Source organism: Pseudomonas sp. GL-B-12 (assembly GCF_019955895.1).
In the GTDB taxonomy this organism is placed as follows: domain Bacteria; phylum Pseudomonadota; class Gammaproteobacteria; order Pseudomonadales; family Pseudomonadaceae; genus Aquipseudomonas.
On sequence record NZ_JAHBCX010000077.1, the window covers coordinates 1 to 16,105 of the forward strand.

Below are 16,105 nucleotides of genomic sequence, written 5' to 3' on the forward strand. Positions count from 1 at the left end.
GGCGGTGCGTCATTCAACATTGATATTGACTGGCCTGACGCCTTCGCGAGCAAGCCCGCTCCCACAAGATTCCAGCTGCGGTCAGTAATCCTGCTGCTTGCGAAACGCCCAGCGCCCGGCAATCACGGTAAAGGTCGCGACCAGCGCCACCAGGATCCAGAAACCCTCCGGATCGCCGGCCAGCGGAATGCCGCCCACGTTCATGCCGAAGAAACCGGCGATGATGTTGATCGGCAGCGCCAGCACTGTCACCACCGTCAGGGTGAACAGCGTGCGGTTGGTCTGTTCGTTGATGTTGGCGGCGATCTCTTCCTGCAACAGCTTGATCCGCTCACCCAGCGCCGTGAGGTCGTTGATGATCAGCGCAAACTCCTCGGTGGATTTGCGCAACTCCTTCACGTCTTCCTTTTGCAGCCATTGCGGCGGCCGGTTGAGCAGGCGCAGCAATGAGCCAGGCTCCAGCGCCAGCAGCCGTTGCAAGCGCACCAGCACTCGGCGGTTGGCGCCCAGTTCAGCGCGGTTGGTCGACAGCCGCGAAGAGAGCAATTCGTCTTCGATCTGATCTACGCTCTGGCTGGTCTTGCGCACGATCTGGGTCAGCACTTCACCTTGGTCGCGCAGCAAATGCACCAGCAACTCCAGCGGGGAGCGAAAGCATTCCCGGGCCTTCACCGACGAGCGTAATTTGTCCACCGAGTGCAGCGGTTGCAGGCGTGCGCTGATGATCAATTGGCTGCGGGCGCACACCCACAGCGTCGAGACATCCGACGAGACCATGTTGCTGAGGTTGAACACTACGTCGTTGACCACCGCCAGCAACGCGGAGTCGACATGTTCGATGCGCGTCGAGCGCGAGCCTTCGTGCAGCGCCTCGAAAAATTCCTCGGGCAACTCCAGATGACTTTTCATCCAGCGTTCGCACGCGGCATGGGCGAGGTTCAGGTGCAGCCAGAGAAATTGCTCGTCGCTTTCCGGTTGTTGCAGGTACTGCAAGGCCTCGGCGGAATTGATTTCCCGGCCGGCCTCACCGGGGCGAAAGCTGAAACCGTAAAGCAGGCCGAACAGATCCGTGTCTCGATGACTGTGATCGATGCTGTGGTTCATGAGGGCTCGCAAGGGGAGACGCCTGTCGCAGGTTTCGCAGGTTCACTTGAGCGGCATCATCGCAAGCGCTGATGACTTTTTTGTGACGCAAGTACTGGGGCAATTCGAAGATCGTCAGCGCGATGTGCAAAACATCCTATGCGAGCTTGCCACGCAGCAGGGCAACGAGCCGCAACTCAACAGCCGCATTGAGCGCTTGATGCAAACCACTGTGTACCGGGTTGCTTACCGAGTCGGTACACAGTCGATCTCAAGTACGGGCATGGGGTGACGATGACTGATGGCTACGACTGCTACCAAAATGCCTTGGCAGAGCGGGTCAACGGCATATTGAAAACAGAACTCTTGCTCCACCGGCCGACAGACCTGGCGCAAGCGGAGCAAATGGTGCGGGAGGCGATCTTGATCTACAACCAGGAGCGCCCACACCTGTCCTTGAAATACAAAACGCCCGATGCGGTGCATCGGGCGTTAGGGTGAAACAGGTGTAAACCTATTTCAGGACTAGACAGATTAAGTGTCCTGTTTGTTCTTCAGGACCTTGCCGTTGGAGGCATCGATGTCCACATCCCACTCGACGTTCTTGGCGTCACGCAGCTCGATCTCGTACTCGTAACCGTTGAAGTGGTTGTCCAGTTCGGTTTTGGTAATCGTTGCACCCGGGTGCAGATCCAGCGCGATCTTGTTCAGGTCTTCCAGCGGCTTGATCTTGCCGTCCTTGACCAGTTGCGGGATCTCATCGACCCGCACATCGGCCTGGGCCAGGCCCACGGTTAGGGTCAGGGTTGCAGCGGTCAACAAAGCAGTCAGGGTCTTCATGGGCTTCTTTCCTTGGGTGATCCGTTCAAGTGAGATCAGGTTAGCCTGTGTAACTTAATCCACCCTTAAAACCCTCTACATGTCCTGCATCAATTTCTGTGGGAGCGAGCCTGCTCGCGAAAGCGCAGTGTCAGTCAACGTTGATGTTGAAGCTGATGACCCCTTCGCGGGCAAGCCACGCTCCTACAGGTTTTGCGCAATTCTGGATCAATATCCGTTGTTCTGTAGCACCTGCGCCACACTCGCCGCCGCCGGGCGTTTATAGAACTTCAACAACTCGCTGGCGCGATTGGTGAAGATGCCGTCGACTCCGGCGTCCATGACTTTCTGGTAGTCCACCGCATCATCGATGGTGTAGACGTGCACCAGTAGGCCCTGATCGTGGGTGTACCGGTTCATCCACGGTTGCACCAGGTCCGAATAACTCTGGTCGCCGCCCTGGGTCAGTGCGGCGGACGGGCCGGTGCCGATGGCGCCCTGGGCTTTGGCGTAGTCGACCCAGTGCTGGAATTCGGCCTTGTCCTTCGGCTGCTGTTTGGCGTAGTAAGCGGCTTTATCCTTTTCGCCGGACTCGGCAAATGTCACCTTGGACTTGGGCTCGATACTGCCTTCACCGACCCACAACAGCAGGATCTTCGGCACCTTCGGCATCTCTTTTTGCAGCAGTTCGAGGCTGCTCTTCTCGAAGGTCTGCAGGACCACCTTGCCTTTGCCCTGGCCGACCGCCAGCTCGCTTTTTGCCAGTTTCGAAGCGGTCGGGCTCAGCCAGCCCCGGTCCTGAAGTTTTTCCTTGAGGTCGTGTTCGATGCCGGGGAACTGCTTGGGCTCCTTGGTCTCGATGTACAGGCCGGGCTTGTGCAGGCTGTTGCCCTCGGCTATGTCGATGATTTCATCAAGGGTCAGAATCTTCAGGCCAGCGAAGGCGGGACGCGCGCGATCCGGGTACGCGGCATTGAACCAGCTGCCCGCGTCCAGGGTTTTCAGTTCGGCCATGGTGAACGCATTCGCCGGGCTGTCCTTGCGCTCGGGAAATTTTGCCGCGACGTCGGTGGTGCGTTGCAGATTGTTGTCGTGCAGGGCAAACAGCACGCCATCCTTGCTGCGCTGCAGGTCCATTTCCAGATAGTCGGCGCCCAGGTCGCGGGCAGTCTTGTAGGCGGCGGCGGTGGATTCCGGCGCATCGAACGACGCGCCACGGTGGGCGATCACCGCTGGATGCGGAATGCCCAAACGAGTCGCCAGTGCCGCAGGGCCGGGTTCGCTGGCGGCCTGTGCCTGGCCGAGGCCGAGGCCGAGCAACAGGCTCAGTAACAGGGCACTTTTAGTAAAGGTTGCGGGCATGGTCGAGATCCTTTCGCAATGAGTGAGCGGTCCCTTTTAACAACTCATCTTTGCAGGCGCTATCGCGAGACCGACATAAACCTGTCTAAAGCTGATTTTCGTCAGCGCTTTTGTGCGCCCGTTTGCAGTACGCTGGGGCCCTGTAATTTCCCCAGCAGAGGGAAATGCAGGCCCTGCGTGCAAACCAACGATCACCATTGCGGGGTTTAACATGCGTATCACTTCCCAGCTCATCTGCCAGGCTGCCGACCAACTCAAGGGTTTCGTCGGCCTCAACCGCAAGACCGGGTACTACATCGTGCGCTTCAGCGAAGACTCGTTTGGCATGGACGTGGCGGACGACGGCATCATCCCTACCAGCGAATTCGTCTGGGCCATGGGGCCCGAGCAAACCATGATGCTCAAGCGTGAATTGATTCAGTTGCTGCTGGACCAGAACATCGATGACCGGATCAACATTACCGAGCCGTTGCGGGTGTACATGAACCGGCGGGAAGTGCCGGAGATATCGGCGGTTCGCAGCCTGGTTCAGGGCTGAGTTTTTGCGGTGATTTGACTGGCCTCTTCGCGAGCAAGTCGGATCGCCGCACCGCCGCTCCCACAGGGTGTGTGGGTGTACGCAAGCCATGTACCCGACACAAAACACTGTGGGAGCGGGCTTGCCCGCGAAGACGTCCTCAAGAACACCCCATCATTTACAGACTGAACCCGTAGGCCCGCTCAACCCGGCACACCCGCGTATGACACCGCGCATACCAGGTCGAGCGCCCACGCTCGCGAATCGCACTGTGCTCAGGATGATGTTTCCACGCCAGAATCGCCGCTTCACTGTCCCAGTACGACACCGTAATCCCAAGCCCATCCTCGCCCCGAGCCGATTCCACGCCGAGAAACCCCGGCTGTTCACGGGCCAGTTCCAGCATCCGCGCAGCCGCTTCGGCGTAACCCTGGTCACCTTCGGTGCGCAGTGAGGTGAAGATCACCGCGTAATAAGGCGCGGCTGGCGTATCGGCGATCATGACGAGCGCCCCGCACAGGCTTCGACAAAGGCGCCAACCAACGGCGGCAAGACGCCCTTGAGCGCCGCCCGCTCGGGCTGGAACAAGGTCGCGACAAAGAACGGATGACCGCTGAGTTCGACCGCGCGCAGCCCTTGTTCCGAATCGTGGCCGACGGCGTGCAAATCGTGCTTGAGCAACTCCCCTTCGAACTGCGGATTGACCCCATATCGACAGCGATAGCCTTCACGAATCTCGGCGCTTTCGTACGCCTGGGCGAGCAACGAACCCTCAAGCAAATCAATCGTATCGACCGCTTCCACCAGCGCGCACGACAGCGGCGTCAGTAGCGCCCGTGCTGCATCGGGATTTGTCTCGCTGTGTTCGGCATCCGACCAGCCCAGCACATTGCGCGCATATTCCAGCACCGCGTGTTGAAAACCGCCACAGGTGCCGAGGAAAGGTCGCCGTTGTTCGCGGGCAAAGCGAATCGCCAGCAGCGCACCGTCCATGTTCCGGTAAGGGGTGGCCGGCACACACCAGACCCCGTCGAATGTGTGCAACGGTGTCTCGGCGTGGATTTCATCGGTGGCCAGCCATTGCCATTGCACGTTCAGGCCACTGTGTTCAGCGGCTTTTTCGAGGGCGACGGGAATGGCCTGGTGGGCGGTGACTTGCGGGTCGTAGTCGCCGATCAGGACGATGCGAATCGGGCGGGTTTCCATGTGGGGCCTCTGCACTTGTTGATTGCTGGTGCCCACTATAGATTGGCGTTCACGCACTCAATATTGGCGTTTATCCAAGTGATCAATGCAGCAACGCACTATCGACTGGACTACCCGGACCTGGCCCTGATCCTCGCGCTGGTGCGCGGCGGCTCTTTGGCCCGGGCCGCGCAACTGCTGAAGGTGGATGTCTCGACGGTGTTTCGAGCGGTGCGCCGGCTGGAGGCTGCACTGGGTCAGCAACTGTTCGAAAAAAGCCGCGCCGGTTACCTGCCCACCACCCTGGCGCAGTCCCTGGCGGAACAGGCCGAGCGCGCTGAGCAGGCGCTAGAGGCGGCGCGCATCGGTGTGGAGCAGGGCGGTGAAGTGATCAGCGGCATCGTGCGTCTGACCTGTACCGATTCGGTCCTGCAAGGTTTGCTGTTGCCGGCGCTGGCGCAGTTCATGCCGAACTATCCGGCGCTGACCCTCGAGCTCAGCACGTCCAATGATTTTGCCAACCTCAGCCGCCGGGATGCCGATATCGCCCTGCGCCTGACCCGCACGCCACCGGAGCATCTGGTGGGACGGCGGCTGGCGGACATTTCCTACCGAGTGTGTGCCAGCGAGCGATACCTGCAATCGGTCAATACCCCTGACCTGGCCGCATTGACCTGGATCGCCCCGGATGACTTTCTGCCTGATCACCCGACCGTTACCTGGCGTCGCCAGGCCTTGCCGGGCGTAACGCCGGGCTATCGTTGCAACAGCATGCTTTCGGTGACCGAGCTGGTCAGGGCGGGGCTGGGTGTAGCGGCGTTGCCGGACTTCTTGATCGGCGACGGATTACAGCCGCTGAGCGAACCGTTGCACGGATACGACACTGCGCTGTGGCTGCTGACCCGTCCCGACTGCCGCGTCTTGCGCTCGGTGGTCACCTTGTTCGATGAGTTGGGGCGGGCGCTGAAACTGCCGTGAAACCGTTCAGGCCTTCGGCTCATCCTTGCGCACGAAGTGCTGATGCATTTCCGTGGTCAGGTTTTCGATGCGCTCGGTGAGGGCCTTGGTCATTTCCGTGAGGCGGGTGTTCTGCTCAAGCAACTCCAGCAGTTGCGCAGTGTTTTTCGCGGCTTGCGCCTGTCGCTCACTGTTGGCGGTCGCCAGCGCTTCGCGGTGTTGCGCATCGGCATCGGATTGGGCTTTGTCCCGCGCAGCCTGGCGAGTCTGGGCCAACAGAATCAATGGCGCGGCATAGGCCGATTGCAGGCTGAAAGCCAGGTTGAGCAGGATGAACGGGTACAAATCGAAATGGGTGAAACCGGACAGGTTGAGGCACACCCAGGCCACCACGATCAGCGTTTGTGCGCCGAGAAAAGTCGGTGTGCCGAAGAACCGCGCAAAGGCTTCGGCGCGCAGGGCAAACTTGTCATTGCCAAAGGTCGGCGCCAGGTGGGCATGAGGGCGATGGAAACGCAGGTGATCGACGGGGGCGACGGTTTCGTGGCTCGTGCTGGTCATGATGCTCTCTGTTTGGCGCTGGGACTGAGGCTCACTATAGCCTCAGCGCCAGTTTCATTCTGAAACACATCGCGCCATTCAAGTCAGCGCCATCAATCCTTCGACACCGCCGTCGACCTTGTCATTTATTGCACCTGATAGCAGGCCAGAAACATGTCCAGCGCGGAATCCGCCACCGTGTTTTGCTCCTTGGCTGACAAGCCGGGTTGCCCCATGGAAATCTGTGGCCAGAATGCAAAGGACTTGAGCAGGCCATGGATCTGTTGAGCGGCGAATTCGGGAGCCACGGCCTTCAATCGGCCATCCGCTTGAGCGGCCCGAATCCACACCGTCAGTCCCTCTTCGCGCGCGCCCATTCGGGCCACCATGTTCTGTGCCCGCTCTGGGGAATGAATCGTTGCCGCAATGGCCACCCGTGCCAGGTCGAGCAGATTGTCATCGCCCAACATTTGCAGCTTGGCCATCAGCAACACGCGCAGTTGATCGCGCAACGGCAGGTCGGGACGGTAGGCCGTTTCCTGTTCTGCCGTCACCCGGATCCATAACTGATTGAGGATCTCGGCGAACAACTCTTCCTTGCTGGGAAAGTGGTTGTACACCGTGCGCTTCGACACACCGGCAGTGGCAGCAATCTTGTCCATGCTGGTGATCTCGAAACCGTTGTCACGGAATTCGTTGATCGCGGCTTGAATGATCGCTTGGCGTTTTCGGTCGGTGAGGCGCTGTGGAGCTGTCATAAGTACGCTTCGGCAGGAAGAGAGGGGAAATTACACTCGGTAGTTTACTTGTCATCGACTTTGATGCAACCTAGAAACTACACTGTGCAGTGTAATGTTTTGTTAATCCTGCCCAGCAAAAATAGAAAGTCCGGCTGATGCGTGCGTGCCTTGGCCATTTATCGTCCCAAAGCGGAAAATCGTGATATGTGCGGTTTTTCTGGAGTCATTCAGTCATGGCCAATTCAAACTCCCCGGCGGACAACGCCTCCACACCTGAAGCGTCCCGACAGGCTCAAGGGCAGTATCAAAACTTCACGCCGGTTCAGCGTTTAAGCTTTGGCAAAACCATGGGCATCCTGTGGAACGTGCTGTTCCACAAACCGCAAAACACCCGCCCGAGCGCGCCCGTCCCGGTGCAAGCCCTGACTCAAGCCGCGCTGATTGCTGCGCCCAACCACAGCGTCTATCGCCTGGGCCACTCCACGGTGTTGCTCAAGCTGCGCGACAAGTTCTGGATCACCGACCCGGTCTTCGCCGAGCGTGCCTCGCCCGTGCAATGGGCCGGCCCCAAGCGTTTCCACCAGCCACCGATCAGCCTGGAAGAATTGCCACCGATTGAAGCGGTGATCTTGTCCCACGACCACTACGACCACCTGGATCATGCGGCCGTGCTGAAGCTCGCGGACAAGACCAAATACTTCCTGACCCCGCTGGGCGTAGGCGACACCCTGATCAAGTGGGGCATCGACGCCAGCAAAGTCCGCCAACTGGATTGGTGGCAAGGCACGGAAGTCGATGGCATCCAGTTCATCGCCACCCCGTCGCAGCACTTTTCCGGCCGTGGTCTGTTCGACAGCAACAGCACCCTCTGGGCCTCGTGGGTGATGATCGACGGTGACACACGCCTCTTCTTCAGCGGCGACAGCGGCTACTTCGACGGCTTCAAACGCATCGGCGAACAGTACGGCCCATTCGACCTGACCCTGATGGAAACCGGTGCCTACAACGTCGACTGGCCGCACGTGCACATGCAACCCGAACAAACCCTGCAAGCCCACCTCGACCTCAAGGGCCGCTGGTTACTGCCGATCCACAACGGCACCTTCGACCTGTCGATGCACGCCTGGTACGAACCCTTCGACCGCATCCTGGCCCTGGCCTGGGAGCGCAACGTATCGATAACCACGCCGCAGATGGGCGAGGCGTTCAACTTGATGCATCCGCAGCGTGGTGGGGCGTGGTGGCTGACGGTGGAAGGGGAGAGTGAGCGGGTGCTGGTGCAGAACGCGTAAAGTTGTGATCCCGGCCGGTCTGCGGACCGGCTTGGGAGCTCAACTAAATCAGTTAGCCACGCTAGTTCTTTAACTGCTCAAGGAACCCCGAGATCTTTGCCACGCTCAGGTCGCGAAACTTCCCTCGAAGTATTTCGTTTAGTTCTTCGGCAGATAATCCGAGCTTCTGCGCAGCATCAGTCTTACTCAACCGACCGCTTTCCAGCAGAAGGCCAATCTTCATAACGCATTCAGATTTGGCCCGCATATCACCAGCATCGGGAATGCCCAGTGCCTGATAAACGCAGTTATCGCCATCGTCGATTTCGTTCATCTGTTGACCCTCACTCCACCATCGCAAAATCCGCCCGCCCAACCGGGTTCGGCGTCGACCCCTTCACATTCATCCCTCGACCCGGCGCAAACCCCGGGAAGAACACCAACCCCTCCGATTCGAACCGATAGGCCAGCGCCAGGCGCGTGACATCCAGCACCTCCTGGCGTGCCTCGAAGCGTTGAATGGCATCCACCGAGACCCGGGACTCCCGCGACAGCTCTTGCACACTCCAGCCCAGCATCGCTCGGGCCTGGGCGCAGTGGGCCGGGGTGAATTGGAAGAGGGCGATACGTTCCAGGGTGATTTTCATCGCTTGAGAGGCCATGGTGTTCTCCGGGCTCGAGAGTGTAGGTCAAAATATACTGTGTTTTTGTACAGTTGTTTTGAGCCCGGATCAAACGCATTTTTTGATTTTTCTTTTCAGCCAGACGAACGGCACTGCGCTTATTTGCCCGCCAACCCCGGCGCTTCGCGCACAATAAAGTGATCCAGGTTTTCAATGTTGGCGCTGAACACCCCGAACGTCTGCTCGGGGGTTTTCTTGCTCGGCACCTGCTTCAGTTCGGGTGTTACGCCATAAAAGAAGCAGTACAACTCCCGCCCGCTCTCGATGGCGTGCTTGAGCTCCTCCAGGAACGCCTTGCGCTTGCGGTAGCTGTCTATGAGCTTCTTGCTCAGGTAGACATTGACCGAGTAAGGCTTTTTCTCGAACCAGACCTTCTTCTCGAAATCGATGCGAAAGCTCTGGGTGTAGTCCTTGATCTCCTTGATCTTGCCCCAGTAAATCAGCCCTTTGTTGTCTTGCAGGTATTCGATTTTCTTGAAAAAAGACCCGTAAGGCGCGGTGTGGTCGCCAATCTTCAGCGGCACGCGCTTGAGCAAATCCTTGTCGTCGAAGTTTGAAACGAAGCACTCCACTGGATGGGCAAAGACGCTGGTCTTGTCCGGGGCCGATTCCCTGCTCGGTTGATCGACATTACTAGCCGCCTTAGGCGCCAATGGCTCATCCCGAAGCACATCGGCAATCACCACCGGACTGGACGGCTTACGCATATATTCGCGCCGAGTCAGTAACAATTCCGACGGGAAATTTTCCTCGCGACTGTCATCCGTTTCCGCCTCATCCACACCCGACGCCGGCGTCTTCAAGCTGACATAAGGACAGCCCTCGACATGCCGCGTACTCGGCAGGTTCTTGAAGTGCGGCGTGCGCACGTAATTCACGTTCTTGGCGTTGAACGTGCCCAGCTCATTGGCCGCATCGAACGCCAGGCGACAGGCATCGTTGGGGCACTGGAAGTGTTCCCTGGCGGAGTCGAAATCCATCGTCTCGTCGAAATTCAGATCCCGCACGTCGTAGATCGACAACTTGTCGTTGAGACTGAGGCAGTAGGCGAGGTCGAATTTCATGTCGGGTTCCAAGTCCTTTAGGTGAACAGCTTCCAGTGATGGCGCATTCGAAGCAATAGCTACACTCAGATCACTTCGATATCGCCGAGTCTGCACAGTCCATCAAAGAGAGCGGTTTATGAGCCATTCAGATGCTTCGCCCCCTCTCCCGGAGCCGGGCCGGATAGCCCGCCGGGATGAACAGACCGGTTGGCGCCGCTGGCTACCGGGGCTGGGCATGCTGCGCGAATACCAACCGGCATGGTTGCGTTACGACTTCGTGGCCGGCCTGGTGCTGACCACGATGCTGGTGCCCGTCGGTATCGCCTATGCGGTGGCTTCGGGCGTGCCCGGTATTTATGGCCTCTACGCGACCATCGTTCCGCTGCTGTTCTATGCCTTGTTCGGCCCCAGCCGAATTCTGGTGATGGGGCCGGATTCCTCCCTGGTGGCCGTCATCCTTGCAGTCATCCTGCCACTCTCCGGCGGCGACCCGCAGCGTGCGGTCGCCCTGGCGGGAATGATGGCGATCGTCTCGGGAGCGGTGTGTATCCTGGCCGGTATCGCGCGCCTGGGTTTTATCACCGAGCTGCTGTCCAAACCGATCCGCTACGGCTACATGAACGGCATCGCACTGACCGTATTGATCAGCCAGTTGCCCAAGCTGTTCGGTTTTTCGATTGAGTCCAACGGTCCATTGAGAGACTTATGGGCCATCGCCTCAGCGGTGATGGAGGGTAAGGTCAACTGGACCACCTTCACGGTGGGCGGGCTCACCCTGGCGGCGATCCTGCTACTCAAAAGATGGCCGCGACTGCCGGGCATCCTGATCGCCGTGGTAGGCGCGACAGTCGCCGTGGGTGTACTCGACCTTGCGACACGCGCCGGTGTGAAAGTCCTCGGCTCGCTCCCGCAAGGCTTGCCGGGATTCGCCATCCCCTGGATCACCAGCGCCGATATCGTCCCGGTCTTGATCGGTGGATGCGCCGTTGCACTGGTCTCGTTCGCCGACACCAGCGTGCTCTCCCGTGTCTATGCGGCGCGGACCCGAACTTACGTCAACCCGAACCAGGAAATGGTGGGCCTCGGCATCGCCAACCTGGCGGCCGGTTTTTTCCAAGGCTTCCCGATCAGCAGCAGCTCGTCACGGACTCCCGTGGCCGAGGCCGCCGGAGCCAAAACCCAAATGACCGGCGTCGTCGGCGCACTGGCGGTTGCCTTGCTGCTGGTGGTGGCACCGGACCTGCTGCAACATTTACCGTCCAGCGCCCTGGCGGCGGTCGTGATTGCCTCGGCGATTGGCCTGATCGAGATCACCGACCTGCGCCGGATCTATCGCATCCAGCGCTGGGAATGCTGGCTGTCGATTGTCTGTACGGTCGGCGTGACCGTGTTCGGCGCGATCGAGGGCATCGGCCTGGCCATCGTGATTGCCGTCATTGAGTTCCTTTGGGATGGCTGGCGCCCGTACTCCGCGGTATTGGGCCGCGCCGACGGGGTCAAGGGCTACCACGACATCAAACGCTACCCCGACGCGCGGCTGATACCCGGCTTGGTCCTGTTTCGCTGGGATGCACCCTTGTTTTTCGCCAACGCCGAGCTGTTCAGCGACCGAGTACTGGACGCCGTGGCGGCATCGCCCACGCCCGTGCGCTGGCTGGTGGTCGCCGCAGAACCAGTCACCAGCGTCGACGTGACCTCCGCCGACATGCTCGCCGAACTGGACGACTCCCTGCACGCGGCGGGTATCGAGTTGTGCATTGCCGAGATGAAAGACCCGGTCAAGGACAAGCTCAAGCGGTTCGGGTTGTTTGCGCGGTTGGGGGAGACGGCGTTTTTTCCAACGATTGGGACGGCTGTGGATAGCTATGTTGCGATGTATTCGGTGGATTGGGTGAAAGGATAGGTGCTCCCGCCATTGGACAAGCCCTCATCGCCTGACTAGCGTTGTCTGGCAGATCGAATCGCCGCATGCCTCATGGGCAAGTGCCGGGCCAAGCGGACTGTCCAGCCGTCCAAGCCTTGATTGCCGTGAAACCCGAGAGGTCGAAATCGAGACTTCACAGCAAGGAGTGCACCATGCCGAACAACTGGCCCGCCGGGATTGAGCACGTTGTCGTGCTGATGATGGAAAACCGGTCGTTCGACCATTTGCTGGGGGATTACACAAGCATCAATCCCGCGTGTGACGGTATCAACCGCAAGGCGCCCAGCACCAACCCGCTGAAGCTGGCCAATGGCAATTCGACGGTTATCACCCAGGCATCGGAGTTTCCGGAGAACTACAGCCTGTGGGCGCCGCCGCCCCCTCTGCCTCCGGCACTGCCGCCGGGCAACAGTGAGGGTTTCGATCTTGGCCACGAGTTCGTCAACGTGGAGAAACAACTGGGCGTCTCCTTCAAGACCAGTCCGGCCAACCCCACGCTCAAGGGTTTTGCCCAGGACGCCTACGACAAGGCCCGCACCGACCTGAAGGTGTACAAAACCTGGTCGCAATCCATGGCCCAGCGGGCGATGAACTACATCCCGTTCGGCGCTACGCCCGCGAAGGATACGCTGCCGGCCATCCACGGGCTGGCGCGCAATTTCACCGTGTGCGACCGCTGGTTTTCCTCGGTACCAGGCCCGACCTGGCCGAACCGCTTTTTTGCCATGCTCGGCAGTTGCAATGGTCACCTGCTGATGCCTTCCACCGGCACGGTACTGGCCGGCATCAAAAGCCTGATCGCACAGTTCGGTGGCGAGAGCATTTTTTCGCTGCTGCGCAACAACGGCCATGACGCACGCATTTACTCCGATGGCGCCGTCCCGTTGGCGGCGCTGGTCAAGGGTGGTTTGCAGCACCTGAGCATCGACGACTTCAAGTCAGACGTCGCCGGTAACAAACTCCCCAAACTGTCCTGGATCGAGCCGAGCTATGGCCTGCTCAACGGTAAGCTCGGACCAAACGTGTCCCATCATCCACCTGAAGATTTGCGCTTTGGCGATCAGTTTGTCGGTGAGGTGTTCAATGCCTTGTCGGCCAATACCGCTGCCTGGAACAAAACCCTGTTCGTGCTGCTGTACGACGAACATGGCGGCTTCCATGACCACGTGGTGCCGCCAACTTGCGTGGCGACCGGTTCAACGGTCGATGTGCCCTGGAAAAATCCCTTCACCCGCCTCGGCGTGCGTGTACCGGCGATCCTGGCTTCGCCGTGGCTCAAGCCAGGCTTGATCCCCTGGACGGGCGATGTCCAGGCGCAGCACTACGATCACACTAGTTTGCTGGCCTTTCTTTGCGATCACTTCAAGGTGCCGCGCAGTGCCCTCGGCCCACGGGTGATCGCGGCACAACACTTCGGCAATGCCCCCATCTGGCGTGCCGCGCCGAGCGTAACGGCTGCGCCGACATTGGCGGCCACCGTGGTGCCGAGTCGCGCCGGGTTGCCATTGATCGAGTCCGAACTGGCGACTCAAAGTCGACAGGTGGTGGACAGCGCCACCGGTTACCTCGACGGCCTCGATCCCGAGCAGATCTGGAAGAGCAGCGCCCAGTGGGTCAGCGGTTTTCTTGGCAACCGCAGCCGAGCCTTGGCTGATCCAGGTCAGGCTGCGCTTACGCCGGCCGCGCCCAGTGCGGACAGCCTGGAGGCAAAACTGCGGCGCCTGCAGGATTTGATGGTCACCGCCCAAGGGCAAACGGTGCCTCCGGTTGCGGCGCCGGCCAGCAAAGCCTTGGTCGAGCCGGGAGCGGAGGTCGCACCAACGCGGCTGCGCGTCCTGTGCCTGCCCGGTGTCGGGTTCAGCCGGACAACGGGCGGGCAGGGCGGCATCGACGCGAACTGGCAGGAGCAATGGCGCACCTTGATCCGCACTCAACTGGCACAGAACGGTCGCCCCATCGATGACCAGGACATCGACGTTCTGTGCTTCGATGAGCAACTCAAGGAAGGACCGGACTTCGCCCAGATCACCCGAGGCCTGGCGATGCTGAGGGCCGATGCCGGGGGCAAGGCCGATGAGAATTTCGGCAGTTGGGGCCTGCCGGTCAACCAGATGTTGCGCACCACGGTGGGCGCCCTCGTGCAATGGATCGAAGACGCCGAGTTACGCACTGAGTTGACTCAACATCTGCTGGCGAAGATCGAGGCATTCAATCCGCAGATCATCTTCGCCCAAGGCCTGGGCAGCCTGATCGGCTACGACGCCCTGCGCCGTTCGGTGGCGAAAAAAGGGGCGTCGCTCAAGCGCATCGACGGCCGAGTGTTCGTCAGCTTCGGCTCACCAATCGCACTGCCGCTGGTGATGCGCGAAGTGTGGGGCGGGCGGGTCCTGCGCCTGAGTGAAAACGGCCGAGGCATCCGCCGCTGGTTCCATCTCCATAACCCCAACGACGGCTTGCTGACCCGGCCGATCACCTCGCCGGATTCCGCGCGAGTCGACCTGCAAACCGAATTCACCTTGCCATTGCGCGATGACCTGCTCGACCTCAATCACGCCGCCCAGGCCTACTTGTCGTCACCCACCAGCCAGACCGGCCTGTGGCCGCAACTGGCCCGCGACGTGGTGGCCGCACGCGCACTGGAAGTACCCGCATTCCTGTCCCGCAGCGGCCAACGCAAACGTCGCGCCCTGGTGGTCGGCATCAACGATTACCCCGACCCGAGCGCACGCCTCGACGGCTGCATCAACGACACCTACCTGATCAGCCGCATGCTCCAGGAAAGCGGTTACGACGCCGGCGACATCCGTTTGCTGCACGACGCTCGAGCGACCCGGGCCAACTTCGTCGAGCGCCTCGAATGGCTGGTGGAAGGCGCCCGCGCCGGGGACGAGCGCGTGCTGTTCTACTCCGGCCACGGCACTCAACTGCCGGTCTACAGCAGCAGCGGCGAAGCCGATTGCATGGACGAAACCCTGGTGCTCCACGACTTCGACTGGGACGATGAAAGCACCCACTTCACCGACAAACTGTTCCGCCAGTTCTACAGCCACCTGCCATTCGACCCGGACGGCCACGGCGCCAAACTCACCGTCATGTTCGACTGCTGCTACGCCGGCGGCATGACCCGCGGCAACGGCCGCGTGCGTGGCATCACCCCACCCAGCGACATCCGCCACCGCATGTTGCGCTGGGATCCCTACGCAGGCGACTGGGACCGCCGCGTCTACGCCGTCGACACCGACCGCCGCGACTTCAGCGAACAAGACAACAAAACCCGCGGCCTCACCCGCACCCGCACCACCCAAGGCGCCGCCACGGGCCTGCGCCCCGAGAAAAAAGCCCAACTGCTGCGTCAGGGAAAGCTCTACGGCCACCACGGCCCCTACATGCCCCTGATGCTCTATGCCGCGAGGGAAAACGAAAAGGCCAATGAGTATGAGGTGGGGTCGAACAGCTATGGGGCCTTCACTTATGCCTTGGTTGAGCAACTGCGCAAATTGCATCAGGAGGATGCGACGTTGGGGTTTGATCAGTTGATTGAGCGGGTGGGGAGTGTGTTGAGTGCGAGGTCGTTGGGGCAGACGCCGGAGATTGTTGGGCCGAGTGGGGTGAGGGCGGCGGTTTGTCCGTGGCGGATTAGTGGGTTGGGGAGGTGAGGTTTTAGCGGTGTCGCGGGTAGAGAAAAGGGCCGCAGGAAAATTCTGAGGCCCTGATAGCACCAACTTTCCCAAGCCGACCACAGACCCCCTGTGGGAGCGAGCTTGCTCGCGATGGCGTAGGTGAATAAGTCGCATAAACAAAGTCCGCCACCGAGTCCCTAAGTGGAGTTCGCTCCGCAGAACGACTGTTTGATGATCGGCGGTCGAATGCTTCTAATCTCCGTAGCAGATTCGCCTCTCTGTACTGCTTTACCCGTGATGGCAATGTAGTTACCGTTGTAGGATTAATCTCCTGCGGCTGTAGCCTGTTTCCATGGTC

The 16,105-nt window shown here is 60.2% G+C and carries 16 protein-coding genes and 1 pseudogene; 7 read left to right on the plus strand and 10 right to left on the minus strand.

Annotated features, from left to right (window positions below):
* Nucleotides 1–81: 81 nt before the first annotated feature.
* Nucleotides 82–1,104: a transporter gene (locus KGA85_RS28550; RefSeq protein ID WP_223455764.1), complete on the minus strand. Its 1,023-nt coding sequence runs from the start codon at nt 1,102–1,104 to the stop codon at nt 82–84.
* A gap of 46 nt (nt 1,105–1,150) precedes the next feature.
* On the opposite strand from KGA85_RS28550, the gene KGA85_RS28555 reads away from it, so the two are divergent.
* Both KGA85_RS28555 and KGA85_RS28560 read left to right on the plus strand, forming a co-directional pair.
* Complete coding sequence (locus KGA85_RS28555; RefSeq protein ID WP_223455798.1) at nt 1,151–1,375, plus strand: hypothetical protein; 225 nt, start codon at nt 1,151–1,153, stop codon at nt 1,373–1,375.
* A pseudogene (locus tag KGA85_RS28560) lies at nt 1,369–1,584 on the plus strand (integrase core domain-containing protein); the annotation flags it as partial. The gene KGA85_RS28555 and the pseudogene KGA85_RS28560, both read left to right, overlap by 7 nt.
* Before the next feature lie 33 nt (nt 1,585–1,617).
* On the opposite strand, the gene KGA85_RS28565 reads toward KGA85_RS28560, so the two are convergent.
* Together KGA85_RS28565 and KGA85_RS28570 are read right to left on the minus strand one after the other, a co-directional pair.
* On the minus strand, nt 1,618–1,923 hold the full coding sequence (locus KGA85_RS28565) for a PepSY domain-containing protein (RefSeq protein ID WP_223455765.1): 306 nt from the start codon (nt 1,921–1,923) through the stop codon (nt 1,618–1,620).
* 207 nt (nt 1,924–2,130) lie between these two features.
* Nucleotides 2,131–3,264 carry a glycerophosphodiester phosphodiesterase gene (locus KGA85_RS28570; protein ID WP_223455766.1) on the minus strand — a complete coding sequence of 378 codons (1,134 nt, stop codon included), beginning with the start codon at nt 3,262–3,264 and terminating at the stop codon, nt 2,131–2,133.
* Between the two features lie 211 nt (nt 3,265–3,475).
* Between KGA85_RS28570 and KGA85_RS28575 the strand changes: the two genes are divergently transcribed.
* Entirely contained in the window at nt 3,476–3,802 is a 327-nt protein-coding gene (locus KGA85_RS28575; RefSeq protein ID WP_223455767.1) for a DUF2025 family protein, read from the plus strand.
* A 157-nt stretch (nt 3,803–3,959) separates the two neighbouring features.
* Here KGA85_RS28575 and KGA85_RS28580 read toward each other — a convergent pair whose 3' ends face one another.
* Both KGA85_RS28580 and KGA85_RS28585 read right to left on the minus strand, forming a co-directional pair.
* The gene (locus KGA85_RS28580) at nt 3,960–4,283 is read right to left on the minus strand and encodes an antibiotic biosynthesis monooxygenase family protein (protein ID WP_223455768.1); all 324 of its coding nucleotides are present in this window, start codon (nt 4,281–4,283) and stop codon (nt 3,960–3,962) included.
* Nucleotides 4,280–4,987 (minus strand): CTP synthase, encoded by a 708-nt coding sequence (locus KGA85_RS28585; protein WP_223543564.1) that lies wholly within the window; start codon nt 4,985–4,987, stop codon nt 4,280–4,282. The genes KGA85_RS28580 and KGA85_RS28585 overlap by 4 nt, the downstream gene beginning before the upstream one ends.
* A 15-nt stretch (nt 4,988–5,002) precedes the next feature.
* Between KGA85_RS28585 and KGA85_RS28590 the strand changes: the two genes are divergently transcribed.
* Nucleotides 5,003–5,944 carry a LysR family transcriptional regulator gene (locus tag KGA85_RS28590; RefSeq protein ID WP_223455770.1) on the plus strand — a complete coding sequence of 314 codons (942 nt, stop codon included), beginning with the start codon at nt 5,003–5,005 and terminating at the stop codon, nt 5,942–5,944.
* Between the two features lie 6 nt (nt 5,945–5,950).
* Here the strand turns inward: KGA85_RS28590 and KGA85_RS28595 are convergent, their stop codons facing one another.
* Both KGA85_RS28595 and KGA85_RS28600 read right to left on the minus strand, forming a co-directional pair.
* Complete coding sequence (locus KGA85_RS28595) at nt 5,951–6,484, minus strand: DUF1003 domain-containing protein (RefSeq protein WP_223455771.1); 534 nt, start codon at nt 6,482–6,484, stop codon at nt 5,951–5,953.
* Between the two features lie 125 nt (nt 6,485–6,609).
* A complete protein-coding gene (locus KGA85_RS28600; protein ID WP_223455772.1) occupies nt 6,610–7,221 on the minus strand; it encodes a TetR/AcrR family transcriptional regulator in 612 nt (203 codons plus the stop codon).
* A 215-nt stretch (nt 7,222–7,436) separates the two neighbouring features.
* Here KGA85_RS28600 and KGA85_RS28605 point away from each other — a divergent pair, with 215 nt between their 5' ends.
* Nucleotides 7,437–8,495: an MBL fold metallo-hydrolase gene (locus tag KGA85_RS28605; RefSeq protein ID WP_223455773.1), complete on the plus strand. Its 1,059-nt coding sequence runs from the start codon at nt 7,437–7,439 to the stop codon at nt 8,493–8,495.
* 61 nt (nt 8,496–8,556) lie between these two features.
* Here KGA85_RS28605 and KGA85_RS28610 read toward each other — a convergent pair whose 3' ends face one another.
* From KGA85_RS28610 to KGA85_RS28620, 3 genes are all read right to left on the minus strand, one after another.
* Nucleotides 8,557–8,808 carry an XRE family transcriptional regulator gene (locus KGA85_RS28610; protein WP_223455774.1) on the minus strand — a complete coding sequence of 84 codons (252 nt, stop codon included), beginning with the start codon at nt 8,806–8,808 and terminating at the stop codon, nt 8,557–8,559.
* 10 nt (nt 8,809–8,818) lie between these two features.
* Complete coding sequence (locus KGA85_RS28615; protein WP_046042301.1) at nt 8,819–9,136, minus strand: XRE family transcriptional regulator; 318 nt, start codon at nt 9,134–9,136, stop codon at nt 8,819–8,821.
* Between the two features lie 119 nt (nt 9,137–9,255).
* A complete protein-coding gene (locus KGA85_RS28620) occupies nt 9,256–10,221 on the minus strand; it encodes a hypothetical protein (protein WP_223543565.1) in 966 nt (321 codons plus the stop codon).
* Nucleotides 10,222–10,339: 118 nt separating this feature from the next.
* Between KGA85_RS28620 and KGA85_RS28625 the strand changes: the two genes are divergently transcribed.
* Both KGA85_RS28625 and KGA85_RS28630 read left to right on the plus strand, forming a co-directional pair.
* Nucleotides 10,340–12,106, plus strand: coding sequence for a SulP family inorganic anion transporter (locus KGA85_RS28625; protein ID WP_223543566.1), 1,767 nt, complete (start codon nt 10,340–10,342; stop codon nt 12,104–12,106).
* Between the two features lie 173 nt (nt 12,107–12,279).
* On the plus strand, nt 12,280–15,783 hold the full coding sequence (locus tag KGA85_RS28630; protein WP_223543567.1) for an alkaline phosphatase family protein: 3,504 nt from the start codon (nt 12,280–12,282) through the stop codon (nt 15,781–15,783).
* Nucleotides 15,784–16,105 lie beyond the last annotated feature (322 nt).